General features: G+C 70.2%; 21 protein-coding genes and 3 pseudogenes. 22 read left to right on the top strand and 2 right to left on the bottom strand.

The window, feature by feature from the left end; genetic code table 11:
- Window positions 1-66 precede the first annotated feature (66 nt).
- The 3 genes from Pflav_RS26505 (at window position 67) to Pflav_RS26495 (ending at window position 3,825) form a co-directional block, all read left to right on the top strand.
- Entirely contained in the window at window positions 67-1,284 is a 1,218-nt protein-coding gene (locus tag Pflav_RS26505; RefSeq protein WP_173039093.1) for an Ig-like domain repeat protein, read from the top strand.
- Between the two features lie 74 nt (window positions 1,285-1,358).
- Window positions 1,359-3,209: a DNA primase gene (gene dnaG / locus Pflav_RS26500; RefSeq protein WP_173039091.1), complete on the top strand. Its 1,851-nt coding sequence runs from the start codon at window positions 1,359-1,361 to the stop codon at window positions 3,207-3,209.
- An 88-nt stretch (window positions 3,210-3,297) separates the two neighbouring features.
- Entirely contained in the window at window positions 3,298-3,825 is a 528-nt protein-coding gene (locus tag Pflav_RS26495; protein WP_173039089.1) for a hypothetical protein, read from the top strand.
- A 40-nt stretch (window positions 3,826-3,865) separates the two neighbouring features.
- On the opposite strand, the gene Pflav_RS26490 is transcribed toward Pflav_RS26495, so the two are convergent.
- Window positions 3,866-4,540 (bottom strand): TetR/AcrR family transcriptional regulator, encoded by a 675-nt coding sequence (locus Pflav_RS26490; RefSeq protein ID WP_173039087.1) that lies wholly within the window; start codon window positions 4,538-4,540, stop codon window positions 3,866-3,868.
- A gap of 642 nt (window positions 4,541-5,182) precedes the next feature.
- Here Pflav_RS26490 and Pflav_RS46250 point away from each other — a divergent pair.
- Window positions 5,183-5,380: a hypothetical protein gene (locus Pflav_RS46250; RefSeq protein WP_232071941.1), complete on the top strand. Its 198-nt coding sequence runs from the start codon at window positions 5,183-5,185 to the stop codon at window positions 5,378-5,380.
- A gap of 395 nt (window positions 5,381-5,775) precedes the next feature.
- Here Pflav_RS46250 and Pflav_RS26480 read toward each other — a convergent pair whose 3' ends face one another.
- On the bottom strand, window positions 5,776-6,987 hold the full coding sequence (locus Pflav_RS26480; protein ID WP_173039084.1) for an ROK family transcriptional regulator: 1,212 nt from the start codon (window positions 6,985-6,987) through the stop codon (window positions 5,776-5,778).
- Between the two features lie 114 nt (window positions 6,988-7,101).
- On the opposite strand from Pflav_RS26480, the pseudogene Pflav_RS26475 reads away from it, so the two are divergent.
- The 18 genes and pseudogenes from Pflav_RS26475 (at window position 7,102) to eboE (ending at window position 26,421) form a co-directional block, all read left to right on the top strand.
- A pseudogene (locus Pflav_RS26475) lies at window positions 7,102-8,033 on the top strand (ABC transporter ATP-binding protein).
- A 3-nt stretch (window positions 8,034-8,036) separates the two neighbouring features.
- Window positions 8,037-8,786, top strand: coding sequence for an ABC transporter permease (locus Pflav_RS26470; protein ID WP_173039082.1), 750 nt, complete (start codon window positions 8,037-8,039; stop codon window positions 8,784-8,786).
- 2 nt (window positions 8,787-8,788) lie between these two features.
- Complete coding sequence (locus Pflav_RS26465) at window positions 8,789-9,598, top strand: ABC transporter permease (protein WP_173039080.1); 810 nt, start codon at window positions 8,789-8,791, stop codon at window positions 9,596-9,598.
- 283 nt (window positions 9,599-9,881) lie between these two features.
- Complete coding sequence (locus tag Pflav_RS26460; protein WP_173039078.1) at window positions 9,882-10,967, top strand: sugar phosphate isomerase/epimerase family protein; 1,086 nt, start codon at window positions 9,882-9,884, stop codon at window positions 10,965-10,967.
- A 176-nt stretch (window positions 10,968-11,143) separates the two neighbouring features.
- Window positions 11,144-12,321 (top strand): annotated as a pseudogene (locus Pflav_RS26455) (ROK family transcriptional regulator).
- Window positions 12,318-13,865: a sugar ABC transporter ATP-binding protein gene (locus tag Pflav_RS26450; RefSeq protein ID WP_173039076.1), complete on the top strand. Its 1,548-nt coding sequence runs from the start codon at window positions 12,318-12,320 to the stop codon at window positions 13,863-13,865. Before Pflav_RS26455 ends, Pflav_RS26450 begins: the two are co-directional and overlap by 4 nt.
- Window positions 13,862-14,926 carry an ABC transporter permease gene (locus Pflav_RS26445; protein WP_173039074.1) on the top strand — a complete coding sequence of 355 codons (1,065 nt, stop codon included), beginning with the start codon at window positions 13,862-13,864 and terminating at the stop codon, window positions 14,924-14,926. Before Pflav_RS26450 ends, Pflav_RS26445 begins: the two co-directional genes overlap by 4 nt.
- A gap of 80 nt (window positions 14,927-15,006) precedes the next feature.
- Window positions 15,007-16,065, top strand: coding sequence for a substrate-binding domain-containing protein (locus Pflav_RS26440; RefSeq protein ID WP_232071938.1), 1,059 nt, complete (start codon window positions 15,007-15,009; stop codon window positions 16,063-16,065).
- A gap of 29 nt (window positions 16,066-16,094) precedes the next feature.
- Window positions 16,095-17,288: a Gfo/Idh/MocA family protein gene (locus Pflav_RS26435; RefSeq protein WP_173039072.1), complete on the top strand. Its 1,194-nt coding sequence runs from the start codon at window positions 16,095-16,097 to the stop codon at window positions 17,286-17,288.
- Window positions 17,289-17,548: 260 nt separating this feature from the next.
- The gene (locus Pflav_RS26430; RefSeq protein WP_173039070.1) at window positions 17,549-18,853 is read left to right on the top strand and encodes a ThuA domain-containing protein; all 1,305 of its coding nucleotides are present in this window, start codon (window positions 17,549-17,551) and stop codon (window positions 18,851-18,853) included.
- Window positions 18,754-19,218 (top strand): annotated as a pseudogene (locus Pflav_RS47615) (PQQ-dependent sugar dehydrogenase); the annotation flags it as partial. The gene Pflav_RS26430 and the pseudogene Pflav_RS47615, both read left to right, overlap by 100 nt.
- 668 nt (window positions 19,219-19,886) lie before the next feature.
- On the top strand, window positions 19,887-20,846 hold the full coding sequence (locus tag Pflav_RS26425; protein WP_173039068.1) for a carbohydrate-binding protein: 960 nt from the start codon (window positions 19,887-19,889) through the stop codon (window positions 20,844-20,846).
- Window positions 20,847-21,045: 199 nt separating this feature from the next.
- Entirely contained in the window at window positions 21,046-22,185 is a 1,140-nt protein-coding gene (locus tag Pflav_RS26420; RefSeq protein WP_173039066.1) for an inositol-3-phosphate synthase, read from the top strand.
- Window positions 22,178-23,044, top strand: a complete 867-nt coding sequence (locus Pflav_RS26415) for an SCO3242 family prenyltransferase (protein WP_173039064.1) — start codon at window positions 22,178-22,180, stop codon at window positions 23,042-23,044. Before Pflav_RS26420 ends, Pflav_RS26415 begins: the two co-directional genes overlap by 8 nt.
- Window positions 23,041-23,880 (top strand): sugar phosphate isomerase/epimerase family protein, encoded by an 840-nt coding sequence (locus Pflav_RS26410; protein WP_173039062.1) that lies wholly within the window; start codon window positions 23,041-23,043, stop codon window positions 23,878-23,880. The genes Pflav_RS26415 and Pflav_RS26410 overlap by 4 nt, the downstream gene beginning before the upstream one ends.
- Window positions 23,877-24,467 carry an EboA domain-containing protein gene (locus tag Pflav_RS26405; RefSeq protein WP_173039060.1) on the top strand — a complete coding sequence of 197 codons (591 nt, stop codon included), beginning with the start codon at window positions 23,877-23,879 and terminating at the stop codon, window positions 24,465-24,467. Before Pflav_RS26410 ends, Pflav_RS26405 begins: the two co-directional genes overlap by 4 nt.
- Entirely contained in the window at window positions 24,467-25,318 is an 852-nt protein-coding gene (locus tag Pflav_RS26400) for a TatD family hydrolase (protein WP_173039058.1), read from the top strand. Before Pflav_RS26405 ends, Pflav_RS26400 begins: the two co-directional genes overlap by 1 nt.
- A complete protein-coding gene (gene eboE / locus Pflav_RS26395) occupies window positions 25,318-26,421 on the top strand; it encodes a metabolite traffic protein EboE (RefSeq protein WP_173039056.1) in 1,104 nt (367 codons plus the stop codon). The genes Pflav_RS26400 and eboE overlap by 1 nt, the downstream gene beginning before the upstream one ends.
- Window positions 26,422-26,425: the final 4 nt, after the last annotated feature.

Here is a 26,425-nt window from a genome sequence, read left to right as displayed (position 1 = left end):
AGGAAGTCTGGTTGCCGGCCGGGTAGTGGAGCCCGGCCGGCTGCATCCTCAAAAGGGGAGTGATTCATGAGCGCGCGTTGGTCCGCCCGTGCGGCCGCGCTGCTGGCAGCGGTGACCGTGGCCGCCGGCGGTCTCGTGGCCGTCGCGTCGCCGGCCCAGGCCGCCCCGCTCGGCACCATCACGCTGTCGCAGAGCGGCGGCAGCGTGGCGGACCGGCCGATGTTCACCAGCGGCACGACGTCCGCACCGTGCCCGTCAGGGTTCGGCGTCAACGCGCAGCTCAGGATCGGGCCTGCCGGCAGCGACGCGTTTCAGAACCTCGCGCGGTCGCTGGACGCCGGCGGCTACGACACCGCTCCCGTGCTGGCGGCGCCGAACCGGTCGTTCGCCGACGCGCTGGGCGGCACCCCTCCCACCGACGGCGAGTGGTGGGTAGTGCTGGAGTGCTACCACCTGAACCTGGGGCGGCACCCGGACAGGTTCATCACCCCGGTGACCGTCACCGGCGGCAACTGGGCGCTTAAGAACGAGACCGCGGTGGCGACCACGACGAGCCTCGCGATCACCCCGGCCAGCCCGGTCGACCCGGGGACCGAGGTGACCCTCACCGCCGACGTCGAGCCAGACGCGGCGACGGGCACGGTGGAGTTTCGGCGGGAGACTGTCACCATCGGCTCCGCGCCGGTCACCGGTGCGGAGGCTACCGCCACGCTGACCACGACGTCGCTCCCGATCGGGACCTACTCGATCACCGCGACGTTCGTACCGACCGATTCGAGCGCCTTCCAGAGCTCCACGTCGGCCCCGCAGCCGTACACGATCGCGGGCGAGTCACCGGGTGGCTCGGTCCAGCAGGAGATCATCGCAGAGATCGCGCCAGGCCCCTTCACCCTGGCGCTCGCGAGCACGGCAGTGCTGTTGGCGGGTGGCACCGTCGGCGGTACCGCCAGCGGCGACCTGCCGCAGGCCGAGGTGACCGACCTGCGCGGCTCCAGCGCGGGTTGGGCCCTGACCGGCCAGCTTCCGGACTTCACCACCCAACTGGGGACGGCCTCGATCCCGGCCGCCAGCCTCAGCTGGGACCCGACGGCGGGCAGGGCACGCGGCCCGGGCGAGGTCGCCGCGGGTGAGGGCGCCGATCTCGGCAGCGCCCGCACCCTCTGTTCGGCCGCGGCGTCGAGCAGCACCGGAGTGTTCGAGTGCGGTGCCGCCCTCGCGCTGTCGATCCCGGCGTCCACCCAGCCGGGTGTGTACCTCGCCACCTTGACGCTCACGCTCGCCTGACCAAGGGCTCCCGGTCCGACCCGGCGAGCGGAGGCTGCGGCGGCGGCCGTGACGGGTGAGGCAGGATGTAGGTCATGGCTGGCCGCATCCGGGACGAGGACATCGCGCTGGTCCGTGAGCGGACGGCGATAGCCGACGTCATCTCCGAGCACGTCACGCTGAAGGCGGCGGGCGGCGGCAACCTCAAAGGGCTGTGCCCTTTTCATGACGAGAAGACCGCATCGTTCACCGTCGCACCCGGTCGCAATGTGTACTTCTGTCACGGGTGTGGGGCCGGCGGCGACGCGATCAAGTTCCTCATGGACATCGACCACCTCTCGTTCGTCGAGGCGGTCGAGCGGCTGGCCGGGCGGGCCGGCATCCAGCTGCGCTACATGGAGGCCGGGCCAGCGCCGGTGCGGCAGCAGCAGGGGCAGCGACAGCGCCTCGTCGCCGCGCACGTGGCCGCCGCCGAGTTCTACGCCGACCAGCTCGGCACCGGACCCGCGCACAAGGCCCGCGAGTTCCTCGCCGAGCGCGGCTTCGACCGGGCCACCGCCCAGCTGTATGGCTGCGGCTTCGCCCCGGACGCCTGGGACCACCTCACCAAGCACCTGCGGCAGAAGGGGTTCACGCCGCAGGAGCTGATCACCGCCGGGCTGGCCCGCGAGGCGCGCTCAGGCTCGCTCATCGACCGCTTCCGGGGCCGGCTGATGTGGCCGATCAAGGATCTTACCGGCGACGTGATCGGCTTCGGCGCACGCCGGCTTTTGGAGGGGGACGACGGCCCGAAGTACCTCAACACCCCCGAGACGCCCATCTACAAGAAGTCGCACGTGCTCTACGGCGTCGACCTAGCCAAGCGGGAGATCGCCAAGCAGGGCCGCGTGGTGATCGTCGAGGGGTACACCGATGTGATGGCCTGCCACCTCGCCGACGTGCCCACCGCCGTGGCGACCTGCGGCACCTCGTTCGGCAGCGACCACATCGGCGTGCTGCGGCGGCTGCTGATGGACACCGACGGCTTCACCGGCGAGATCATCTTCACGTTCGACGGCGACGCGGCCGGGCAGAAGGCGGCGCTGCGGGCGTTCGAGGAGGATCAGAAGTTTGTCGGCCGCACCTTCATCGCGGTCTCCCCGGACAGCATGGACCCGTGCGACCTGCGGCTGGCAAAGGGCGACCTCGCCGTGCGCGACCTGATCGCCCGCCGCGAGCCGCTCGTCGACTTCGCGCTGCGGCAGGTGCTCTTCCGCCACGACCTGGACACCGTCGAGGGCCGGGTGGACGCGATGCGCCGGGCCGCGCCGCTGGTCGCGAAGATCAAAGACCGGGAAAAGCGGCCGGAGTACGTCCGGAAGCTCGCCGGCGACCTCGGCATGGAGATCGAGCCGGTACAGCGCGCTGTGGCGGCCGCCGCGGGTCGCGCCGAGGCCGCGCCGGACCGCCCCGCTCCCGTCGAGTCCGCTGTGGACAGTCCACAGGCGATGGTGGAACGCGAGTGCCTCAAGCTGGCCCTGCAAATGCCGGCACTGGCCGGGCCGATGTTCGACGCGCTGGGCGCCGACGTCTACCGGCACCCGGTACACGTGGCGGTCCGCGAGGCCATCGCCACCGCAGGCGGTGCGGCCTCAGCGGCGGCCGGGGCCGTCTGGATCGAGGGGGTACGCGACGCGTCCGGCGACTTGGCCGCGAAGGCCCTCGTCGGCGAGCTCGCCGTCGAGCCGCTTCGCCTCGACTACGATCCCGACCCCCGCTACGTCTCGGTCGCGCTGGCCCGCCTCCAGCTCGGCTCGGTGGCCTCGCGGATCCGCGAGCTGAAGTCGAAGGTGCAGCGGGTCAACCCGGTGACGAGCAAGGACGAGTACCTCACCCTCGCCGGGGAACTCTTCTCGCTGGAGCAGCATGCGCGGGCGCTGCGCGAGCAGGCGGTGGGTGGCCTGTGAGGCGCGTGGAGAGAGTTTCGACGGCCCGGACCGCCCAGCGGCGGCCCGGCGGCGAGCCCCGCAGTCACGGACGAAGGTAGAGGCGCAGGTGGCACTGTTCAGGCGCAAGCCGAAGCTGCCGGCCGACCAGCGCCCGGCGCTGGAGCAGGACGAGCGCATCCTGGCGTGGTCTCCAGCGGCTGACGGCGTGGTGGTGGTAACCAACCGCGGCCTGTGGCTGCCCGGCCTCCACCGCCTCGGCTGGCACGAGATCCACAAGGCCGTCTGGTCCGGCCGCGACCTGGTGGTCACCCCGGCGTCTGTGGTCGACGAGCGCTCCGATTACAAGGTGGTCGCCGACCAGCCCATCCTCTCGATGCTCCTGCTCGACCCCGGCGATGTGCCCGACCAGATCCGTGCCCGCGTGACCCGCTCGGTCGCGTACACCGAACACCACCCGCTGCCCGACGGCGGCGGCGTCCGCGTTGTGGCGCGGCGGGTGAGCGGCGTCGACGGCCTGACCTGGACGGTCCGCTACGACCCCGGCACCCCGAAGGACGAGGCCACGGTCGACGAACTCGTCGCCGCGGCCCGCGCCGCAGCCACCCCGCCTGACACAGCGACACTTGGCTGTTGATCTTCGCGGTTAGCCTTGTTGATCATGTCTGTGAGCGTTGCTATGCGGAGGCTCTCAGGGGCTCGAGGGCGGCCAGGATGAGGTCGAGGCCGAAGATGAACTCCTCTGCCGGGTCGTAGCCGGCACCGACGAGCGCCGCGGCGGACTCGTTGAGGTAGGGGAACTCGTCAGGAGGAAGCTGGGGCAGGAAGACGTCCTCGGCCATGTCCGCGAACTCATCGGCGGTGTCGAACGGCAGGCTGGCTGCCTGCAGGGCGAATCCGTAGACGTAGCTGTCGAGCAACCAGTTGGCATGCGTCGCCATGACGATCGAGAAGCCGGCCCTCCGCAGGCAGGCGGTGACCGCTTCGCGGTGGCGGAGGTGCGCGGGCCCCGGCGATGTCCGCGACTCCATCAGGCCGATCGCCCACGGGTGGCGTGCGAGAACCTGCCGGGCGGATGCCGACCGCCGTCGCATCGCCGACTGCCAGTCGGCCTCTTCGGGCGGGAGCTCGATCTCCTCGAACACGACGTCGATCATGGCGTCCAGCAGCTCTTCCTTGTTCGCCACGTAGTGGTAGAGCGACATTGCGCCCGCGCCGAGCGCGCCGGCCAGCTGGCGCATGCTCAGCCCGTCGACCCCTTCGCGGTCGGCGAGCCGGATCGCCTCGACGACCACCCGTTGCTTGCTCAGTCCCGCGTCTGACGCGACCTGGCGTCGTTCCCTCACGGACACGGGCCTCCTCGCTCGTACGGCTTGACAATCGTACAGCGTACGTCGATAGTACGGTGTACGACGTACAGTGTACGAGCCTGGCATGGACCAGCTTAGGAAGCGGGAGAGGCCTCGAATGAGTGCGGTAGCGGCAACGACGGGTACCGCCCCGACCCGAGCGCTCCGAGAGCGGGTCGTAGGCGCGACGGCAATCGCGTTGACAGCGTCAGTGGCGATCCAGAACGCGGTGGTGGTCGGGGCCGGAGCGCCCGCCTACGGGGACCCGATCAAGGAGGTGCTCGCATTCCACGCGGAGAACCGGCTCGCGGTCGCGATCGCGGTCGGCCTGGAGGCGCTGAACCTGCCGCTGTTGCTCGGGTTCGTGACCGGTCTCCACGGGCTCGTCGGGCGCCGCGGGGGTGCGGGCGCGGACTGGTCGCGCCTCGCGGTCGCCGCGGGCGCGACACTCTCGGCGATCTTCGCGCTCTACGCAGTTCTGTGGGACGGAGTCGTGCTGTCCGCCGGCGAGCTCGCCGAGCCGAGCCCGGCGTTCGAGCTCGCCTGGCAGCTGCATGCGGCAGCGTTCGCGCTGGCACTGCCGGCGCTCGGCACCACCTTCATCGGCGCTGCGCTGGCGACGCATGCGAGCGGGCTGACACCGCGGTGGCAGCGTCTGCTCGCAGTGGCCGGGGAGGCCTGCTGCTCGCCGCCGGGGCGGCCAACCTCGCGATCGCGGACGGCTCGGCGTTCCTGTTCGTGGGGTTGCCCGGCTACGCCGCCTGGCTCGTGTGGCTACTCGCGACCGGCGTACGGCTGGTGCGCGCTCGAACAGCCGACCGTCCCGACAACACGTCGGCCTAGGACGAGGAGGAACGAAGGCCACTGTCACACCGGCTGTTCATGCCCGCAAGCAGCTCGCAGAGTCAACGCGGACCCGGCCGCCCTGCGCCCGGTTCTCGAAAGGGGGACCGGGGAAACTGTCGGATTCCCCGGGTGTGTGTGCCGGTGGTTAGCCGCTTCATGCACCGAAAGAGGGCCGGCCCCGAACGCGGTCACTCCAGCCGTCGGAGATTTTGCATCGTGTCAGTGCCGTAGTGGTTGTGGACCGCGGAGGGTGAGGCCGCGGGAGCAGCGGTCCGGACCACCGCGGACATCGCGGTAGCCCTCGTTTGTGTTATTGCCTTAGCTTTGCGATCTTTACTCAGCCGGGCCAGATGAGGTCGCGATCTTTTTCTTGTCAATGCGCCGCGAAGGCCTCAGGTCGGGTGGGGGGCGCTGTGGACGCTCTGGTCGTGGCAGATGTGGTCGCTGATCATGCGGGCGGCGCCCACTAGGCCGGCCTCGTCGCCCATCTCCGACAGGGCGATCGGCATGTCGCCGGTGGCCAGCGGCAGCGACTTGCGGTAGACGACCGAGCGGATCTCCGCCAGCAGGGCGTGGCCGATGCCCGCGACGCCGCCGCCGATCACGATCAGGCCCGGGTTGAAGAAGCTGACCAGGCCGGCGAGGACCTGGCCGACACGGCGGGCGCCGTCGCGGACAAGGTTCATCGCGAACGGGTCGCCGTCCGCCGCGGCGACCGAGACGTCGACCGGTGTGACCGTGCCGGCCTCGCGAAGGCGCTCGGCGAGGTGCGGGGAGCGGCCGGAGCGGGCGGCGGTCAGCGCGTCGCGGGTCAGGGCGGCGCCGCCGAAGAACGCCTCCAGGCAGCCTGTGTTGCCGCAGACGCAGACCGGGCCGTGCGGATCCACCGACGTGTGGCCGATGTCGCCGGCGCTGCCGGTGGCGCCGCGGTAGACCTCGCCGGCGGCGACTATGCCGCAGCCGATGCCAGCGCCGATCTTGACGAACAGGAAGTCCTCGAACGAGCGGGCGATCCCCGAGTGCATCTCGCCGAGCGCCATGATGTTGACGTCGTTGTCCACCAGCACCGGACAGCTCAGCTCGGCGGCGAGCGTCTCCCGTACCGGAAAGCGGTGCCAGCCGGGCATGAAGGGTGGCGACACCGGCATGCCTTCGCGGAAGCTCACCGGCCCCGGGATGCCCACGCCAGCGCCGGTGAACCGCGTCGTTCCGGTCTCCACGCGCAGCTTGTTGATCATCTCCAGCGCTTGGCCGATCACCGCGGTCGGGCCCTTGCGCAGGTCGGTGCGCTCGTTGACCCGGCCGAGCAGGCGCATCTCGCCGTCGGTGACGGCGAGGTCGAGCGTGCTGGCGCCGATGTCGATGCCGAGGTAGCGGGTGGCCGCGGCGATCCGGACCACAGACGAACGGCGGCCGCCCCGAGAGGCGGCCGGCCCGGCGGTGTCGACAAGACCTCGGTCGATGAGGCGGTCGATCTCCACCGCGAGCTTCGATCGGGACAGTCCCACCGCGTCGACGAGCTCGGCGCGGGAGCGGGGCCCGCCGTCGCGCAGGAGGCGGAGGACCGCCGCCTGGTGCCGATTGTCGGGCCACACTCCAACCATTCGGCCAAGATAGCGCAAAGTTTGGTCGATCCCGAGAGAACTTTCTACGGAGACATCAAAAGTCCCCGAAAAATGCTTGAGGACGTGTCGGAGGGCGGAGTTAGGGTGCCGATCGTGTCCAAAGTCCAACCACTCATCCAAGCGCGGGGGCTGGTCAAGCGGTTCGGCGACTTCACGGCCGTCGATGGTATCGACGTCGACGTGCAGCCGGGCGAGGCGTTCGGCTTCCTCGGTCCCAACGGCGCTGGCAAGAGCTCGACCATGCGCATGATCGGCTGTGTCTCCCCGCCCACCGGGGGCATCCTGCGGATCCTCGGCAAGGACCCGACCCGTGACGGCCCGGCCATCCGTGCCCGCCTCGGCGTCTGCCCCAGCTCGACAACCTCGACCCGGAGCTGACCGTCCGGGAAAACCTGACGACGTATGCCCGCTACTTCGGCATCCCGCGCCGCGTCGCCCGCGAGCGGGCCGCCGAGCTGCTCGACTTCGTGCAGCTCGCCGAGCGGGCGGGCAGCAAGGTCGAGCCGCTCTCCGGCGGCATGAAGCGGCGGCTCACGATCGCCCGCGCGCTGGTCAACGAGCCCGACATCGTGTTGCTCGACGAGCCCACCACCGGCCTTGACCCGCAGGCCCGCCACCTGGTGTGGGAGCGGCTCTTCCGGCTCAAGCAGCAGGGCGTGACGCTGGTGCTGACCACGCACTACATGGACGAAGCCGAGCAGCTGTGCGACCGGCTCGTGGTGATGGACGGCGGCCGCATCGTGGCCGAGGGTTCGCCCCGCGAGCTGATCGAGCGCCACTCCACCCGTGAGGTGGTCGAGCTCCGCTTCGTCGCCGAGTCGCAGGAAGACTTCGCGGGCAAGCTGACCGGCCTCGGCGAGCGGGTCGAGGTGCTGCCCGACCGCATCCTGCTGTACACAAGCGACGGTGACTCGGCGGTCGCCGACGTGCAGGCGCGCGGGCTCACACCGGCCAGCGTGCTCGTGCGCCGCAGCTCCCTGGAAGACGTCTTCCTCCACCTGACCGGCCGGACGCTGGTGGACTGACCCATGGCGGCGGTGTTCGAGTACTACCTCGTTGTCTACAAGCGGGTGTGGCGGGGCAGCGCGCTGTCCACGTTCGTGCTGCCGCTGCTCACCGTGCTCGGCTTCGGCCTTGGCGTGGGGGAGTACGTCCAGGGTGGCATCGGCGGTGTGCCGTACCTGGACTGGATCGTCCCCGGCCTGATCGCCTCGACCGTGATGCAGGTGGCCATCTTCGAGTCGACCTGGCCGGTGCTGAGCAGCTTCAACTGGGTGCGTACGTACGAGGGACAGGCCGCGACACCGGTCCGACTCGACGACATCCTTGGTGGCGGCCTGCTCTTCGCGGTCTTCCGGGCGTTGACCAGCGCCGTGGCGTTCCTGCTGGTGGCGGCCGTGTTCGGCACGCTGCACTCGTGGTGGGCGCTGGCCGTGCTGCCGATCTCGGTGCTGCTCTCGCTGGCGTTCGCGGCGCCCACGTTCGCGTACAGCTCTTCGGTCACCAGCGACAGCTACCTCGCGCTGCTGTTCCGGTTCGCGGTGATCCCGATGTCGCTGTTCGCCGGCGTGTTCTTCCCGGTCGAGTCGCTGCCGGTGGGGCTGCGCTGGCTGGCGTACGCGTCGCCGCTGTGGCACGGCGTCGACCTGACCCGCGCCGCCACGCTCGGCCTACCGGCGCAGTGGTCGATCGCGGGGCACGTGCTCTACCTGGCTCTGTGGGCGGGCGGCGGCTACGCGATCGCCCGCGTCCGGTTCAAGAAGCGGTTGGTGGTCTGATCATGGTCACGCTTGTGCTGCCCCGGCTGCTCAGCTTCGAGGGTGCCGGGCGCCGCTCGGCCTCGGTCACCGAGCGCAACGTCGCCGCGCTCAAGTCGGCGTACTGGGTCGTGTTGATCTCAGGCTTCTTCGAGCCGCTGCTCTACCTGCTGTCGATCGGCGTCGGCGTGGGCGGCCTGGTCGGCGACCTCACGCTGCCGAGCGGGCAGGTCGTCGAGTACGCCGCGTTCGTCGCGCCGGCAATGCTCGCCTCCTCCGCGATGTCCGGCGCATTGTCGGAAACGACATTCAACTTCTTCGGGAAGATGAAGTTCATGAAGCTGTACGACGGGGTGCTCGCCACTCCCGTGCAGCCCTTCGAGATCGCGCTCGGCGAGCTCGCCTGGGCGATGGTGCGCGGCTCGCTCTATTCGGCCGCGTTCCTCGTCGTCATGTTCGCCCTCGACCTCACCACGGGGCTCCGGGCACTGGCCGCGTTTCCGGCGGCGGTGCTGGTCGGCTTCGCGTTCGGCGCGCTGGGCATGGCGCTATCCACGTACATGCGCGGCTGGCAGGACTTTGATCTGATCGGTTCGGCGCAGTTCGCACTGTTTCTCTTCTCTGGCACTTTTGTCCCGGCCGAGTCCTATCCGTCCGTGCTGCGCTGGCTCATCGAGGTGACTCCGCTGTACCGCGCGGTCGACCTGCTCCGCGGCATCAGCACCGGTTCGCTCGGCGCCACCGGTTGGCTCGACCTGGCGTACCTGCTGGTGGTCACGGCCGTGGGCCTGATGATCGCTTCGCGCCGGATGGCGAAGTTGTTGTGCAAGTGATGGCCTAGAGAGCGCTTTCACAAACCCGAGGACAATCTTTCGTCCGTACAGTCAAAAGTTTGTTGCTTTGAGGACTATCTTTCGCCGAGCACGGCAGCTAGCGTCTGCTCTCAGACGTAACACGTGAGACACAAACGGTTCTCAGTCCCCTCATTCACGCAGGTCCGGCGCGTCTGCGGCCGCTGGGCTGGGTCGTCCGCGCCCGCTCAACGTCACACGTCATACACCTCTGCTCTCGTCGTCGACGGCGGTCCCGGCCGCCGAAGAAAGGTGGAGAAGGCACATGACCGAGCCACAGTCCAAGAAAGCGCTGACCCGCCGCCGCGTGCTTCAAGCCTCAGCCGGCGCTGCCGCCGCGATCGGTGCAGCCGGCCTGCCGGTGCTCCAGACCAACACGCCGGCCCTCGGTGACAAGAAGCTCACGGTGGAGCCGCTGATCCCGAGCCAGAACCGCGGCATCATCCTCTACAGCGTGCGCGACCGGATCACGGCGGCACCGGACGACAGCGGCGTTCCGTACGGCTTCGAGCGGGTCCTCGCCCGCATCGCCGAGATCGGATACAAGGAAGTCGAGTTCGCTGGCTACACGCAGCACACCTCGATCCTGGGCAGGCAGATCACGCCGGCCGAGATTCGCAAGATCCTCGATGACAACGGCCTGGTCGCCAACGGCACGCACGCCTCGATCAACGCGGCCACGTTCCAGCAGCAGCTGGACATCGCCGAGACGCTCGGCATGAAGAACATCGGCACGGGCTCCGACCCGACCAACAGCGCCTACCAGTCGGACTGGGACGCGGCCGCGGACCTCTGGAACGAGCTGGGCCGCCAGGCCAAGGAGCGCGGGCTCCGGCTGTACACGCACAACCACGACGTGGCGTACAGCTTCCTGCTCGACTCCGGCCCGCTGGACGCCAACGGCCGGCCCACCGCCTCGTCCGGCGTGCGGCGCCTGGAGTACTTCTTCGCCAAGACCGACCCGAAGTACGTGTTCTTCGAGTTCGACATCTACTGGGGGTACGTGGCCCGGTTCAAGCACCGGACCTACACGAACTCCCGCGGGCAGGTGAGGACGGACCTCTTCGACCCGATCCTGAACGTGGCGAACCGGACCAAGCGCTTCCCGCTGTTCCATGCCAAGGACGGCGACCGCGCGCCCGAGCAGGCGAACGGGCACGTGATGACGCCGCTGGGCGAGGGCGACATCAACTTCCAGCAGTTCTTCGAGGTGATCGGGGAGCCCGAGTTCCACCACGCCAACTGGGAGCAGGACACCGCCCCCGGTGGCGCGGCCAACCCCGGCCAGTCCCTCTCGTTCGCGGACATCAGCTACAAGAACATGTCCGACTTGACCATCTACCGGCAGTAACGGGGCGGTGATCAGGGCGTCGAACTTGGCGCCCTGATCACAACTTCTGCTGACTTAGAAAAAAGTTGTGTATCAGTACGAGTAAAGGTCTGGACATCGGGAGCGGAAGGCTCCTAGTGTGTCGGACACAACACACTGACATTGCGTCGATGTGAACCCCCTCGGAGGGAGGGTCCGTGCGTACGGCCGAACCTCTGCACCTGCGGCTTCTCCGCCTGTTGCGAGACCACGGCACGATCTCCCGTGCTGAGCTCGCCGACCGGCTCGAGATCCCGCGGCCCCGGCTGCTGGGCGAGCTGGACCGGTTGGTCGCGCTCGGATACGTGGCCGAGGCTGGCATGGCTGCCTCCCGCGGCGGCCGGCGGTCCACTCTGGTCGAGCTCAACCCGGGCCTGCGCTTCGCCGCGGTCGACCTGGGCGCCAGCTCGGTCGACGTCGAGGTGACCAACGGCCGGCTGGAGCCGATCGCGGCGTACAACGAGATCGCCGACATCCGCTCCGGCCCCAAGGTGATACTGCAGCGGGTCAACGAGCTGCTCGCCAAGGCCAAAGTGGACGGTGCGTACGAGAAGCTGGACGCGGTCGGCATCGGGGTGCCGGGACCGGTCAGCTTCCGCGACGGCGTGCCGGTCTCCCCTCCGATCATGCCGGGCTGGGACCGCTTCCCGGTGCGGGAGCTGCTCACCCGCGAGCACGGTTGCCCCGCCGTGGTGGACAACGACGTAAACATCATGGCGATCGGCGAGCGGCACGGCGGCGTGGCCCACTCGGTCGACGACTTCCTCTTCGTAAAGATCGGCACCGGCATCGGCTGCGGCATCTACCTCAGCGGCGACGTCTACCGGGGCACCGACGGGTGTGCCGGCGACATCGGCCACATCCAGGTCGACTCGCACGGTCCGATGTGTACTTGCGGCAACGTCGGGTGTCTGGAGGCGCTCTTCAGCGGCGCGGCGCTCGCCAAGGACGCCACGCTGGCCGCGCGTAACGGCACCTCGCCGGCGCTCACCGAGCGGCTGGCGGCCAACGGCACGGTGACCGCCCGCGACGTCGCCGAGGCCGCCAGCGAAGGCGACGTCACCTGCATCCGCCTCATCCGCGATGGGGCCGGCGGATCGGCGGTGTGCTGGCCGGCCTGGTCAGCTTCGCCAACCCGTCGATGATCGTGATCGGCGGCGGCCTCGCCCACCTGGGCCACATCCTCCTCGCCGAGATCCGCAGTGTTGTGTACCGCCGATCGCTCCCCCTGGCGACCGGCAACCTTCCCGTCGTCCTTTCCGAGCTGGGGCCCCGAGCCGGTGTGACCGGCGCCGGTGTGCTCGCCAGCGACGTGGCATTCGAGCAGGCATCATGACTGAGACCACTGAAGACCAGAGCGCCGAGGTCGTCCTCCGCCTCACCGATGTCGTCAAGACGTTCCCCGGCGTGCGCGCGCTCGACGGCGTGCAGCTTGAGGTGCGTGCCGGCGAAGTCCACTGCCTGCTGGGGCAGAATGGCGCCGGCAAGTCCACCCTCATCAAGGTGCTCGCCGGCGTGCACCGCCCGGACGAGGGCCAGATCGAGTGGCTCGGCCAGGATTTCGCCCCGGCCAACCCGCAGGCCGCGATGAAAGCCGGCATCGCCACCATCTACCAGGAGCTCGACCTCGTCGAGGACCTGTCGGTGAGCGAAAACGCGTTCCTCGGCCACGAGCCGCGGGCGTTCGGCTTCGTGCGGCGCGGCTTCATGGCCCGCCACACCCGCGAGATCCTGGGCAAGCTCGGGCACGCCGAAATCCCGCCGTCACGCCTGGTGCGCTCGCTGCCCGCGGCCGGCAAGCAGGTGGTCAGCATGGCCCGGGCGCTCTCCCACGACGCCCGTCTGATCATCATGGACGAGCCGAGCGCGGTGCTCGCCCACGACGAGGTGGCCAACCTCTTCCGGATCATCCGGGGCCTTACCGCACAGGGCATCGCGGTCATCTACATCTCGCACCGGCTCGAGGAGATCCGCGAGATCGGCGACCGGGTGACGGTGCTCAAGGACGGCCGCACCACGGCGGCCAACCTGCCGGCCCGCAGCACGCCGACCCGCGACTTGGTGAGCCGGATGACCGGCCGCACGATCGAGTACGTCTTCCCGGAGCCCGTACCCGCGGTCAGCGGCGCCGAGGAGCTGCTCCGGGTGGAGGGGCTTACCCGCTCCGGCGAGTTCGCCGACGTCTCCCTCACCGTCCACAGTGGTGAGATCGTGGGCATCGCCGGCCTAGTCGGTTCCGGCCGGTCCGAGCTGCTGGAGACCATCTTCGGCGCCCGCCGCTCCGAGGCGGGCACGGTGCGGATGGCCGGCAAGGTGCTCCGGCCGGGCAGCGTGAGCGCGGCCGTGCGTGCGGGGCTGGGCATGGCCCCCGAGGAGCGCAAGAGCCAGGCGTTGCTGCTCGGCGAGCCGATCTACCGCAACGTCACGCTCTCCACCTTCAGCGAGTACGCCCGGGCCGGTTTCACCAATGCCGGCCGCGAGATCGACGAGGCCAACCGCATCGCCGACCAGCTCGACCTGCGCCCGCGCGACGTGCGCCGGGCCGTGCGCACGCTCTCCGGCGGTAACCAGCAGAAGGTGGTCGTAGGCCGCTGGCTGCTCGGCGACACCCGGCTGCTGCTGCTCGACGAGCCCACACGGGGCGTCGACGTGGGCGCGCGGGCCGAGCTCTACCAGGTGATCCGGGACCTCGCCGCGCAGGGCGTCGGGGTGCTGCTGGTCTCCAGCGAGGTGCCCGAGGTGCTGGGTCTGGCCGACCGGGTGCTGGTTATGCGGGAAGGCCGAATGGTGCACGAGGCACCGGCCGGGCAGATCGACGAAGACACCGTGCTCGACCTCGTGATGGCGGGATCGTTGCAAGTTGAGGAGGTCACCATATGACAGCGCAGACCGCGCCTGCGCCGGTGAAGGAGCCAGAGCACTCGGCTCCGGAAAAGCGGAGCTGGTGGCGTGACGACGCGTCCGAGTCGATGCGCCGCAACCTCGGCCTCGTCGGCGTGCTGATCGCGCTGATCGTCGTCGGCATCATCACCAAGCCGGACCTCTACAGCGACGGCGCCTGGGTGCGTAGCAACATCTTCACCATCCTCGAGCTGGCGTCCGTCATCGGCGTGGTCACGGTCGGTATGACCTTCGTGATCATCGGCGGTGGCATCGACCTCTCGGTCGGCGCGATCATCGCGCTCGCCGGCGTGTGGAGCACCACGCTCGCCACCCAGGACCTCGGCCCCGGCGGCATGATCTTCTGCGCGCTCGCGGTCGGCATAGGGGTAGGCGTCGTCAACGGGATCCTCATCTCGTACGGGCGGCTTGTCGCCTTCATCGCGACGCTCGCCATGCTCGTGGCGGCCCGCGGCCTGGCGGCACAGCTCTCCGACAAGCAGACCCAGGTCTCCAACAGCGACTTCATCAACGGCCTCGCCGCCAACGACTTCCTCGGTGTGCCGGTGCTGGTCTACATCCTCGCCGCGGTCGTGGCCGCGGGCTGGGTCCTGCTCAATCGCACCACCTTCGGTCGGCGCACGGTCGCGGTCGGCGGCAACCCCGAGGCGGCCCGGCTGGCCGGCATCAACGTCAAGCGGCACACCCTGCTCCTCTACGCGCTGTCCGGCCTCTGCTGCGGCATCGCCGCCATCATGTTGACCTCGCAGGCCAACTCCGCCCAAGCGGCCATGGCAAACCTGTACGAACTCGACGCGATCGCCGCGGCGATCATCGGTGGCACGCTGCTCAGCGGCGGCCGCGGCACGATCATCGGCTCGCTCCTGGGCGTGCTGGTGTTCTCCACCATCACCAACCTGTTCGCGATCAACAACCTTTCCACCGAGGTCCAGAACATGGTCAAGGGCGGCATCATCGTCGCCGCGGTTCTGGTCCAGCAGGTTCAGTTCAAGTCGCTCAGCCAGTTCTTCGCTAAGAACAACAAGATCACCACCAGCTAGTACCCGTAATAAAACCCTTGGTGACCGTCCGATAACGGGACGGCCGCCGGATCCCTTGCACCCCTATACCGGAGGTCGTCATGAAACACGCGCCCGACCTGTCCCGCCGCCGGATGCTGCTGGGCGGGGCCGCGCTTGGCGCGGGAGCCCTGCTCACCGCATGCACCAGCAACGAGCCGGATGAGCCCAGCGGCGGCGGGGCACAGACGGTCGCCGCCGGCAGCAACGGGAACGCCGCACCTGGCGAGAAGGTGACCATCGGCTTCTCCGCCCCGGCGGCCGACCACGGCTGGATCGCCGCGATCACCAAGAACGCCAAGGCGCAGGCCGGCACGTACTCGGACGTCGAGTTCAAGACGGTCGAGGCCGGTGGCGACGCGGCCGCCCAGCGCGCCGCGCTCCAGACGCTCATCGCGCAGAAGCCCAGCATCATCGTGCTGCTGCCGCACGACGGCAAGGAGCTCAACGCCTTCGGTCTGGAGGCGATGGAGGCCGGTATCCCGGTGGTCAACCTGGACCGCGCCTTCCCCGACCCGCTCGCCTACCGCCTTCAGATCAAGGGCGACAACTACGGCATGGGCGTGTCCGCCGCGCACTACATCATCGAGCAGATGAAGGCGAAGAACGTCGCCAGCCCGGTCATCGGCGAGATCGCCGGCATGGACGAGCTGGAGCTGACCCAGGAGCGTTCGAAGGGCTTCACCGACACGCTGACCCAGGCCGGCTTCAAGGTGGCCAACCGGCGTGCCGCTCGGTTCACCGCCGACACGGGTCAGCAGGAGGCGGCCAGCCTGCTCCAGGCGCTGCCCAAGATGGACGCGCTGTGGAACCACGACGACGACCAGGGCATCGGTGTCCTGGCCGCCATCACCCAGGCCAACCGCAGCGAGTTCATCATGGTCGGCGGCGCCGGTTCGCTGAAGGCGATCCAGGACATCCAGGCCGACAAGAGCGTCCTCAAGGCAACGGTCACGTACAGCCCCTCGATGGCATCGTCGGCGATCTCGCTCGCCCGGCTCATCGCCCAGAACAAGGGCATGTCCGACCTGGTCGAGTTGCAGGTCCCGAAGGAGATCATCCTCGCCTCCGAGACCATCACCAAGGAGAACGCGAGCAACTACCTCAAGCTCGGGTTCTGACGTAACGGGGGAGACCCACCTTGTCCACCATGGAGAAAGAGCTGCGGGTCGGCATGGTCGGCTACGCGTTCATGGGCGCCGCGCACTCGCAAGCGTGGCGCACCGTGAACCGCGTGTACGACCTTCCGGCACGCGCCCGCATGTCCGTCATCTGCGGCCGTGACGAGTCGAAGGTGGCCGAGGCCGCCACGCGGCTCGGCTGGGAGGCGTACACGACCGACTGGCGTGAGCTGATCACCCGCGACGACGTCGACGTGATCGACGTGTGTACGCCGGGCGACAGCCACGCCGAGATCGCGATCGCTGCGCTAGAGGCGGGCAAGCACGTCCTGTGCGAGAAACCACTCGCCAACTCGGTCGAGGAGGCGCGGGCCATGGTCGCCGCGGCGGTCCAGGCCCAGACGGCCGGCGTTCGGTCCATGTGCGGGTTCAACTACCGCCGGGTACCGGCCGTGGCCCTCATGCGTCAGCTCATCGAAAGTGGACGGCTGGGCGTGGTTCGGCACGTCCGCGCGGCGTACCTGCAGGACTGGATCGTGGATCCGCAGTTTCCGCTGGTCTGGCGGTTGCAGCGGGACAAGGCGGGCTCCGGCGCCCTGGGTGACATCGGCGCGCACATCATCGATCTGACCCAGTTCGTGACCGGTCAGCAGATCACCGGCGTCAGCGGGCTCACCGAGACCTTCGTCAAGGAGCGCCCGCTGCCGTCGGCGGCCGCCGGCCTCGCCGCCTTGGCGGACGGCTCGGCGACCGGCCCGGTCACCGTGGACGACGCCGCGCTCTTCCTGGCCCGGCTGGACGGCGGGGCGGTGGGCACGTACGAGGCCACCCGCTTCGCCACCGGGCGCAAGAACGCCGTGCGCGTGGAGATCAACGGCTCGCTCGGCTCGGTCGCCTTCGACTTCGAGCGGATGAACGAGCTGGAGTTCTACGACGCCAGCGCGCCCGGCACCGAGCAGGGCTTCACCAGGATCCTGGTGACCGAGTCCGACCACCCGTACATGTCGGCCTGGTGGCCACCCGGCCACATCATCGGGTACGAGCACACGTTCACCCACGAGATGCGCGACTTCCTGGACGCGGTCGGCAGCGGAGCGGACCCCACGCCGTCGTTCGTCGACGCGCTCCAGGTGCAGCTCGTGATGGACGCCGTCACCCGCTCGGCGGAGCAGGGCTCGGCGTGGACCGAAGTGGCGCCGGCGCTCGCCGAAGTCGCCGCCTGACCCCATCCACTGTGGGCGTGGAGGCACGCGCCCACCTCGACACCTCGGGCCCGCCCGCGAGGGTCCGGAAGCGGTTGCGCCCCGCGTCCGGATGGTCGGGTACCGGGGCGGCCGTACGGCGCGGTTGAACCCAGACTCAGCCGCGCCGTACGACCAGCAACACCGCGCGCTCGCACGACCTTGGCGGGCATGGCACCGCGCCAGGGGTAGGGAACCCACGCCCACACCCCGGAGGTTTACATGGCTCCAACCGCTAGACGGTGGCTATCCATAGCCGCCGCTACCGCGCTGTCCATCCCGCTGGTTGCCGCCGGACCGGCCACCGCCGCCCCCGAGCCTGGCACCAGCGAGAGCCTGACCGCACAGGAGAATGGCCCCGCGACCCTCCGCTCTGCCGCCCGCGCCCCGAGTCGTACAAGGTACTCGTCTTCACCAAGACCGACGGCGCCCGCCGCGCGTCCATCCAGGACGGCGTACGCGTGATCCGCGCGCTCGGTGAGGACAATGGCTTCACCGTCACCGTCACCCAGGACGGCGGCGCGTTCACCGCGGTCAACCTGGCCGAGTACCGCGCGGTGGTCTTCCTCAACACCACCGGCAACGTGCTCAACCCGGCCCAGGAGGCCGCGTTCGAGGCCTACTTCCGGGCCGGTGGCGGCTACGTGGGCGTGCACGCCGCGGCCGAGACCGAGCAGGACTGGACGTTCTACCGCAACGTGCTCGGCACCGGTGTCTCCGGGGTGTCCGGAGTGGACGGCGCGACGGTGAAGGTCGCCGACCGGGCGCACCCGTCGACCGAGACGGTGCCGCGGGAGCTGTCGCTGAACGAGGAGTGGTACAACTACACCTCCAACGTCCGGGGCGCCTCGCACGTACTGGCCACTGTGGACGAGAAGAGCTACGCCGGCGGCACGATGGGCTTCGACCACCCGGTGGCGTGGTGCAAGGACTACCAGGGCGGCCGCTCGTGGTACACCGGGCTCGGCCACTCCATCGAGTCGTACCGCAACGGCAGCTTCAAGAAGCATCTGCTGGGCGGCATCCAGTGGTCGGCCGGCGTGGTCGAGGGCGACTGTGGCGCGACAGTGCTCGCCAACTACGAGAAGGTCACGCTCAACGACGAGCCGGGTGAGCCGATGTCGCTGTCGGTGCTCCCCGACGGCCGTGTACTGCACAACACCCGCGGCGGCGAGATCCGGCTGTACGACCCGGAGACCGGCGCCAGCCCGGTCATCACCAACGTCCCCGTGTACACGCACGACGAGGACGGCCTCCAGACGCTGACGATCGACCCCGACTTCGCCAACAACAAGTGGGTGTACGTCTACTACGCGCCGCGGCTCAACACGCCGGTGGACGACCCGGCCACGCCCGGCGTCAACGAGGGCGACGCGCCGGCGACCAGCAACGACCCCACGGTCTGGGACAAGTTCAAGGGTACAACCAGCTGTCCCGGTTCAAGTTCGTGGAAGAGCCGACGCCGCACCTCGACCTCGCCAGCGAGCAGCAGATCATCCGCGTGGACACCGACCGCGGCATCTGTTGCCACGTCGCCGGCAAGGTGAAGTTCGACGGCAAGGGCAACCTGTACCTGATCACGGGTGACGACACCAACGCCGGTGGCTCGGACGGCTACGTGCCGATCAACGAGTCGCCGACCCAGGGCCCCGGCTACGACGCCCAGCGCTCCTCGGCGAACACCAACGACCTGCGCGGCAAGGTGCTCCGCATCAAGGTGAAGCCGAACGGGACGTACACGGTCCCGAACGGCAACCTCTTCCCGGAGACCCAGGACTACGACAGCAAGACCCGTCCGGAGATCTTCCTGATGGGCCTGCGCAACCCGTTCCGCTTCGATGTGGACGCGAGCGGCCTGGTGTACGTCGGTGACTACTCGCCAGACTCGCGGGTCCCGAGCCCCACCCGCGGCCCGGAGGGCACCGGCCGGTGGTTCGCCACCAAGACGGCGGGCAACTACGGCTGGCCGTACTGCTACTCGCCGAGCCTGCCGTACATCGACTTCGACTTCGTGACCCGCACCTCGGGCCAGCCGTTCAACTGCGGTGCGCCGGTGAACAACTCGCCGCGCAACACCGGCCGGACCGTGCTCCCGGCGGTACAGCAGCCGCAGTTCTGGTACACCTACAACGCCCTGACCACGTGCCCGGGCGGGTACCTGTCCAACCCGCCGACCACGTGCGACTTCAAGTGGCCGGTGATCGGCACCGGCGGCGTCGGCCCGCACGGCGGCCCCATCTACAAGTACGACGCCGAGCTGGACTCGCAGACGAAGCTGCCGGAGTACTACAACAACGCGGTCTTCTTCGGTGAGTTCACCCGGGACAAGATGTTCGTGATGCAGACCGACGGCAAGGGCAACCTGACCGGCGTCGAGCAGTTCCTGCCCGGCTTCGTCTTCGACAACCTGATGGAGATGGAGATCGGTCCGGAAGGCAACATCTACTTCCTGGAGTACGGCGACGGCTTCTTCCGGGCCAACCCGGACGCGCAGCTCGCCATGATCAGGTACGTCAAGGGCACCCGGGCGCCGGTGGCCAAGCTGGCCGCCACCCCACGTCCGGCCAGGCCCCGCTTACCGTGGCGTTCAGCAGCGCGGGCACCTACGACCCGGACCCGGGCGAGTCCATCTCGTACGCCTGGGACTTCACCAGCGACGGCACGGTGGACTCCGCCGATCCGAACCCGTCGTTCACATACACGACCAACGGCGTCTTCAACGCGAAGCTGACCGTGACCGACTCCACCGGCAAGACCGCGGTGCTGACCCGCGAGATCGTCGTGGGCAACACCGCGCCGGCGGTGACGGTAACGGTGCCGACGTCCGGCACGTTCTTCAACTGGGGTGACACCGTTCCCTACACGGTGACGGTCACCGACCCCGAGGACGGCACCATCGATTGCAGCCGGGTGCGAGTGTCCTTCGTGCTCGGTCACGACACGCACGGCCACGAAATGACCACCACCACCGGGTGCTCGGGTACGCTGCCCACCCCGGCCGACGGCGCCGACCACGCGGGCGGCTACCTGTACGGCGGGATCAGCGCCTCGTACACCGACCTGGGCGGCAACGGCCAGCCGGCACTGACCACGGTCGGCCAGGCGGTCATCCAGGTCCGCCGGCAGCAGGCCGAGTTCGCCCAGGTGCAGCAGGGCGTGACGCTGGCCAACACCGGCGACACGGGCGGTGGCCAGCACGTGACCGGCATCGACCCCGGTGACCACATCGCGTTCGACCCGGTCAACCTGGGTGGCGTCGGCTCGGTCACCTTCCGCTACGCCAGCGGTGGCAACGCCACGGCCGGCACGCCGCGCGCGACGGTCGAGCTGCGGGTGGGTTCGCCCACCGGCGCGGTCGTAGCCACGGCCACGCTCAACGCGACCAGCGGTACCAACTCCTGGGCGAGCCAGAGCCTGCCGGTCAGCTACCCGGCCGGCACGCAGCGGCTCTACCTGGTGTTCGGTTCGGTGTCGGGCGGCCCGACCACCGGACTGGTCAACCTGAACTGGGTCGAGTTCTCCGGCGCCGCCGGAGCCTAGACGTGGGGGCGGGAACGGACGCCGACCGGTCTCGCCCACCACAGCCCCGTCCGCCTTGCCCGCCGGGCCGCGACAGCGTCGGTGCCGCCGACTCCGGCGCCGTCACGGTGGTGCCATCTCGGCAGGCGGGTGGACGGGGCCCAAAACAATCCCGGCGAGGTATCGATCGCTGGTATCTAATCGAAGGTGGGAGGTCACCATGGCGACAGGTATTTGGCTCGCTGGCGGGCGCGGTTCAGTCGCCGTGACCAGCATTGTCGGTGCGACCGCGATCAGGGCTGGACTGGCCGATACCACCGGTTGCGTTACGGAGCTGCCCCAGCTGCGCAGCCCAGCGTTCCCGGCCATCGGCGAGCTGGTCTTCGGCGGGCACGACCCGGCGTCGATTCCGCTGTGCAAGAAGGCCGAGGCGCTCGCCGTGGCCGGCGTGATACCGGCCCGGCTCGTCGCCGCGCTCACCGAGGAGCTGGCCACCGTCGAGCCCGAGATCCGGCCGGTACCGGCGGCCGCCACGCAGCTCGAGACCGCCGCGCTGATCGCGGAGGACATCTCGGCGTTCCGCTACCGGCACAGCCTCGAACGCGTGGTCGTCGTCAACGTCTCGTCCACCGAGCCGGCCCCGGCCGCCCACCCGGCGCACGCCGACGCGGACGCGCTGCGGCAGGCGCTGGGCGAGCCGGGCGCGGTGCTCCCGGCAAGCTCCCTGTACGCGTACGCGGCCTTTATTTCGGGCTGCTCGTACATCGATTTCACCCCCTCGACCGGAGCCCGGCTGCCCGCGCTCGACGCGCTCGCACACCGCCACGCCGTCCCGTACGCCGGGCACGACGGCAAGACCGGCGAGACGCTTGTCAAGTCGGTGCTGGCGCCGATGTTCGCGATGCGCAACCTGCGCGTGCGCACCTGGTCCGGCACCAACCTGCTGGGCGGCGGCGACGGTGCCAACCTCGCCGACCCCGGCGCCAACGCGGCCAAGGCGACCAGCAAGCAGCGCGTGCTGGGGGAGACACTCGGGTACGAGCCGCAGGGCAACACCCGCATCGAGTACGTGGACGACATCGGCGACTTCAAGACCGCCTGGGACCTCATCACGTTCAGCGGCTTCCTTGGCACCTCGATGCGGATGGAGTTCACCTGGCACGGGTGCGACTCGGCGCTCGCCGCTCCGCTCGTGCTGGACCTGGCCCGGCTGACCGCCGCCGCGCACAAGTCCGGCCGCAGCGGGCCGCTGACCGACCTCGCGTTCTTCTTCAAGGATCCGCTGGGCTCGGTGCCGCACTCGCTCGCCGAGCAGTGGGCCCTGCTCGCGTCGTTTGTCCGCGGGCTCGCCGATGCCTAGTCTGCGCTCGCTGGCCGAGCTGGTCCGGGCGCCCGCCGCGCTCTCCGTACCCGGCGATGTTGTCGCGGGCGGGGCCGCGGGTGGTGTGCTCGGGCCGCGCACGGCGGGCCTCGCCGCCGCGTCGGTGTGCCTCTACTGGTCCGGCATGGCGGCGAACGACTGGGCCGACCGCGACCTCGACGCGGTCGAGCGGCCCGAGCGTCCCATCCCGTCCGGCCGGATCACGCCGCCGGAGGCGCTGGGCGTCGCGGCCGGCCTGACCGCGGCAGGCATCGCGCTCGCCGCCCTCGCCGGTGGGCGCCGCGCGCTGGCCGTCGCGCTCCCGCTGGCCGGGGCGGTGTGGGCGTACGACCTGCGGGCCAAGAACACCCCCGCCGGCCCTGCCGTCATGGCCGCTTGCCGAGGCCTCGACGTGCTGCTCGGCGCCTCACCCGGCCGGGTCGTGCGGGCGGTGCCGGCGGCGCTGACGGTCGCCGCGCACACGTACACGGTCACCGCCCTGTCCCGCCGTGAGGTCTCCGGCGCCGACCGCGCGCTGCCCGCCGCGACGCTGGCCGGCACCGCCGCGGTGGCGCTCTCGGCCAGCCTCCCCGCGGCGCGGAACGGACGGGGCGCGGCAGCCGCGGTGCCCGGGGCGCTCGCCGCCTGGTACGCGGCCGGGTACGGCGCCGCGCAGGCCCGGGTCGCCGCCGACCCCTCCGCCGCGCGGGTGCGGGCCGCCGTGGGCGCCGGCATCACCGGCCTCCCGCCCCTGCAAGGCGCGCTCGCGGCCAGCGCCGGCGCACCGGCCACCGGCGTCGTGGTCGCGGCCTTCGCGCCGCTCGCCCGCCGCCTCGCCCGGATTGTGTCACCGACATGAGCCTTCGATTCGGGTACGGCACCAACGGTTTCGCCAACCATCGCCTCTCCGACGCGCTGGCGGTCATCGCCGACCTCGGGTACGAAGGCGTGGCGCTCACGCTCGACCACGATCACCTCGACCCCTTCGCGCCGGACCTGGCCCGCCGCACCGCGGACGTGGCGTCCACACTGGACCGCCTCGGCCTGTCGGTGGTCATCGAGACCGGCGCCCGCTACCTGCTCGACCCGTGGCACAAGCACGCGCCGACACTGCTGCACGACGATCCGGCCAAGCGCCTGGAGTTCCTGCGCCACGCGGTCCGGATCGGTGCCGACCTGGGCGCCGAGGCGGTCTCGTTCTGGTCCGGCATCACCCCGCCCGGCGTCGCCGACCCGTGGGACCGCCTCGTGCGGGGGTGCGCCGAGATCGTGGACGAGGCGGCGCGGGCGGGCGTGACGCTCGGCTTCGAGCCCGAGCCAGGCATGCTCGGCGACGACATCGCCGCCTGGCGCCGGCTGCACGCCGACCTCGGTGCCCCGCCCGGCTTCGGCATCACCCTCGACATCGGACACTGCCGGTGCCTGGAGCCGCTGCCCATACCGGACTGTGTCCGCGAGGTCGCCGGCCACCTGGTCAACGTGCAGATCGACGACATGCGCCGGGGCGTGCACGAGCACCTCGAGTTCGGCACCGGCGAGATCGACTTCCCGCCCGTGCTGGCCGCGCTCTCCGCCGCCGGCTACACCGGCCTGGTCGCCGTCGAGCTGCCCCGCCATTCGCACGCGGCCCCCACGGTGGCCGCCCAGTCCATCGAGTTCCTCCGCAAGGCCGAGCGGGATGGGGAGGCGGTATGACGACACTGGACGAGCTACGTGTGGCCGTACCCGCACAGGGGTGGCTCGGCGAGGCGCTGGAGCGCGTCGCGGCCGACCCGGGCGTGATCGGGCGGCTCTTCCCCGCGGCGGGACGCCGGGTGGGGCGCGAGGCGCTGGCCGACGTACCGGGCTGGAGTGCCGACGAGGCGGCGCGGGTGCAGCTGCTGGCGGCGGTGCCGGCGGAGCGCGTCGCCGACGAGGCGGAAGGGCTCTACCGGTACGGCGACGCGGCCGAGAAGCGAGCCGTCCTCAAAGGACTGCCGCTGCTGCCCATCGCGGACGAAGGCGTACCGCTGCTGCTGGACGCGATCCGCACCAACGACACCCGGCTGGTGGCCGCCGCGGTCGGCCCGTACGCGCGGCACCTCGATGACGCGGCCTGGCGGCAGGCGGTGCTCAAGTGCGTCTTCATGGGCCTTCCGCTCTCCAACGTGGACGGTCTTGACGAGCGGGCCGACGCCGAGCTCGCCACAATGCTCAGCGGCCTTGTCGAGGAGCGCCGGGCGGCCGGCCGTGACATGGCACCCGACGCGCTCGCCCTGCTCGACCGGTTGAAGGGAATCTGATGCGCATCTTCGACCCGCACATCCACATGACTTCGCGGACCACCGACGACTACGAGCGGATGGCGGCCGCCGGCATCACCGCCATCGTGGAGCCGGCCTTCTGGCTGGGACAGCCGCGCTCAAGCGTCGGCTCGTTCACCGACTACTTCGACTCGCTCGTGGGATGGGAGCCGTTTCGGGCCAGCCAGTTCGGAGTACGGCACCACGCCACCATCGCGCTGAACCCCAAAGAGGCCAACGACCCGCGCTGCCGCGAGGTGCTCGCCCTGCTCCCGCGCTACCTGGAGAAGGACGGCGTGGTCGCGGTCGGCGAGGTGGGGTACGACTCGATGACCCCCGAGGAGGACGAGGTCTTCGCCGCGCAGCTCGCCCTCGCGATCGAGCACGAGCTGCCCGCGCTGGTGCACACGCCGCACCGGGACAAAGCACGCGGCACCGAGCGGACCCTCGCGGTCGTCGCGGAGTCCGGGATCGATCCGGGGCGCGTCGTCGTCGACCACCTCAACGAGGTCACCGTCGGGCTGGTCCGCGACTCGGGCTGCTGGCTCGCCTTCTCCATCTACCCGGACACGAAGATGTCGCCGCCCCGGATGGTGAAGATCCTCCAGGAGTACGGGCTGGAGCGGATGCTCGTCAACTCGGCCGCCGACTGGGGCCGCTCGGACCCGCTGCTGACCCGGACCACGGCGGACGCGATGCTCGCCGCCGGCTTCAGCGAGGACGACGTCGACCTTGTGCTGTGGCGCAACCCCGTGGAGTTCTACGGCCAGTCCGGCCGCCTCGACCTGTCCGATGTGGAGGCTAAGGAGGCGACCTTCGCCGGCAACTCCATCCTGCGGGGAGGCAGCTGATGCACCTGAGCTACTGCACTAACGTGCATCCGGCCGAGGACTTCGACGGGATCGTGCGGCAGTTCGACACGTACGCCGTCGCGATCCGCCGCCACCTCGACGCGGATGTGCTCGGGCTGGGGTTGTGGCTGGCCGCCCCGCTCGCCGCCGAGCTGGCCGCCGACGCCGCGCTGCGCCAGCGACTGCGCCGCGAGCTGGACACGCGCGGGCTGGAAGTGGTGACGCTCAACGGCTTCCCGTACGAGGCGTTCCAGGCGCCGGTGGTGAAGCTCGGCGTCTACTACCCGGACTGGACCGACCAGCGCCGCCTCGACTACACGCTGGACCTGGCCCGGGTGCTCGTCGACCTGCTGCCTGACAGCGCGGCCCGCGGCTCCATCTCCACGCTCCCGCTGGCCTGGCGGGAGCCGTGGGACGCCGATCGCGCGGACGCCGCCGCCCGGATGCTGGACCAGCTCGCCGCCGGCCTCGCCGAGATCGCCGACCGGTCCGGCCGCCCGGTGCGGGTCGCGTTCGAGCCCGAGCCGGGCTGCATCGTGGAGACCACCGCGCAGGCCGCCGCCGCGCTGTCCGCCGTGGACACCGAGCGGCTCGGCGTCTGCCTCGACCTGGCCCACCTCGCCTGCGCCTGGGAGGAGCCGGCCGAGGCGCTGGCCCGCCTCCGGGCGGCCGGCCTGCCGGTGGTCAAGGTGCAGGTCTCCGCCGCGCTGGAGGCCACCGACCCGGTCGCCGCGCGCGAGGTACTGCGGGGGTACGTCGAGCCGCGCTTCCTGCACCAGACCCGCTCCGCGCACGGGGACGCCGCCGACGACCTGGACGAGGCGCTGGAGCGGGAGCTGAAGGGCCCGTGGCGGGTGCACTACCACGTACCGCTGCACGCCGAGCCGGCCGCACCGCTCACCTCCACCGTGCCGGTGCTCCGCGCCGCCATGCGCGAGCTGCTCGGGGGCCCTGAGCCACTGTGCGACCACTTCGACGTGGAGACTTACACCTGGGGCGTACTCCCGCGGGAGCAGCGCCCCCGTACGGACGCCGACGTGGCCGCGGGCATCGCGGCCGAGCTGGCTTTCGCCCGGACCTTGATGGACAAGCCCGGGCTCTGATGAG

Source organism: Phytohabitans flavus, assembly GCF_011764545.1.
Lineage (GTDB): Bacteria > Actinomycetota > Actinomycetes > Mycobacteriales > Micromonosporaceae > Phytohabitans > Phytohabitans flavus.
Note: the sequence above shows the minus strand (reverse complement) of the source record. Positions and strands in the feature narration are given on the sequence as shown.

Excerpts from the sequence above, each read along its gene's own strand:
- Pflav_RS26505 (WP_173039093.1), top strand. The coding sequence starts at position 67 with ATGAGCGCGCGTTGGTCCGCCCGTGCGGCCGCGCTGCTGGCAGCGGTG.
- dnaG (WP_173039091.1), top strand. The coding sequence starts at position 1,359 with ATGGCTGGCCGCATCCGGGACGAGGACATCGCGCTGGTCCGTGAGCGG.
- Pflav_RS26480 (WP_173039084.1), bottom strand. The coding sequence starts at position 6,987 with ATGGTTGGAGTGTGGCCCGACAATCGGCACCAGGCGGCGGTCCTCCGC.
- Pflav_RS26470 (WP_173039082.1), top strand. The coding sequence starts at position 8,037 with ATGGCGGCGGTGTTCGAGTACTACCTCGTTGTCTACAAGCGGGTGTGG.
- Pflav_RS26465 (WP_173039080.1), top strand. The coding sequence starts at position 8,789 with ATGGTCACGCTTGTGCTGCCCCGGCTGCTCAGCTTCGAGGGTGCCGGG.
- Pflav_RS26460 (WP_173039078.1), top strand. The coding sequence starts at position 9,882 with ATGACCGAGCCACAGTCCAAGAAAGCGCTGACCCGCCGCCGCGTGCTT.
- Pflav_RS26450 (WP_173039076.1), top strand. The coding sequence starts at position 12,318 with ATGACTGAGACCACTGAAGACCAGAGCGCCGAGGTCGTCCTCCGCCTC.
- Pflav_RS26445 (WP_173039074.1), top strand. The coding sequence starts at position 13,862 with ATGACAGCGCAGACCGCGCCTGCGCCGGTGAAGGAGCCAGAGCACTCG.
- Pflav_RS26440 (WP_232071938.1), top strand. The coding sequence starts at position 15,007 with ATGAAACACGCGCCCGACCTGTCCCGCCGCCGGATGCTGCTGGGCGGG.
- Pflav_RS26435 (WP_173039072.1), top strand. The coding sequence starts at position 16,095 with ATGGAGAAAGAGCTGCGGGTCGGCATGGTCGGCTACGCGTTCATGGGC.
- Pflav_RS26420 (WP_173039066.1), top strand. The coding sequence starts at position 21,046 with ATGGCGACAGGTATTTGGCTCGCTGGCGGGCGCGGTTCAGTCGCCGTG.
- Pflav_RS26415 (WP_173039064.1), top strand. The coding sequence starts at position 22,178 with ATGCCTAGTCTGCGCTCGCTGGCCGAGCTGGTCCGGGCGCCCGCCGCG.
- Pflav_RS26410 (WP_173039062.1), top strand. The coding sequence starts at position 23,041 with ATGAGCCTTCGATTCGGGTACGGCACCAACGGTTTCGCCAACCATCGC.
- Pflav_RS26405 (WP_173039060.1), top strand. The coding sequence starts at position 23,877 with ATGACGACACTGGACGAGCTACGTGTGGCCGTACCCGCACAGGGGTGG.
- Pflav_RS26400 (WP_173039058.1), top strand. The coding sequence starts at position 24,467 with ATGCGCATCTTCGACCCGCACATCCACATGACTTCGCGGACCACCGAC.
- eboE (WP_173039056.1), top strand. The coding sequence starts at position 25,318 with ATGCACCTGAGCTACTGCACTAACGTGCATCCGGCCGAGGACTTCGAC.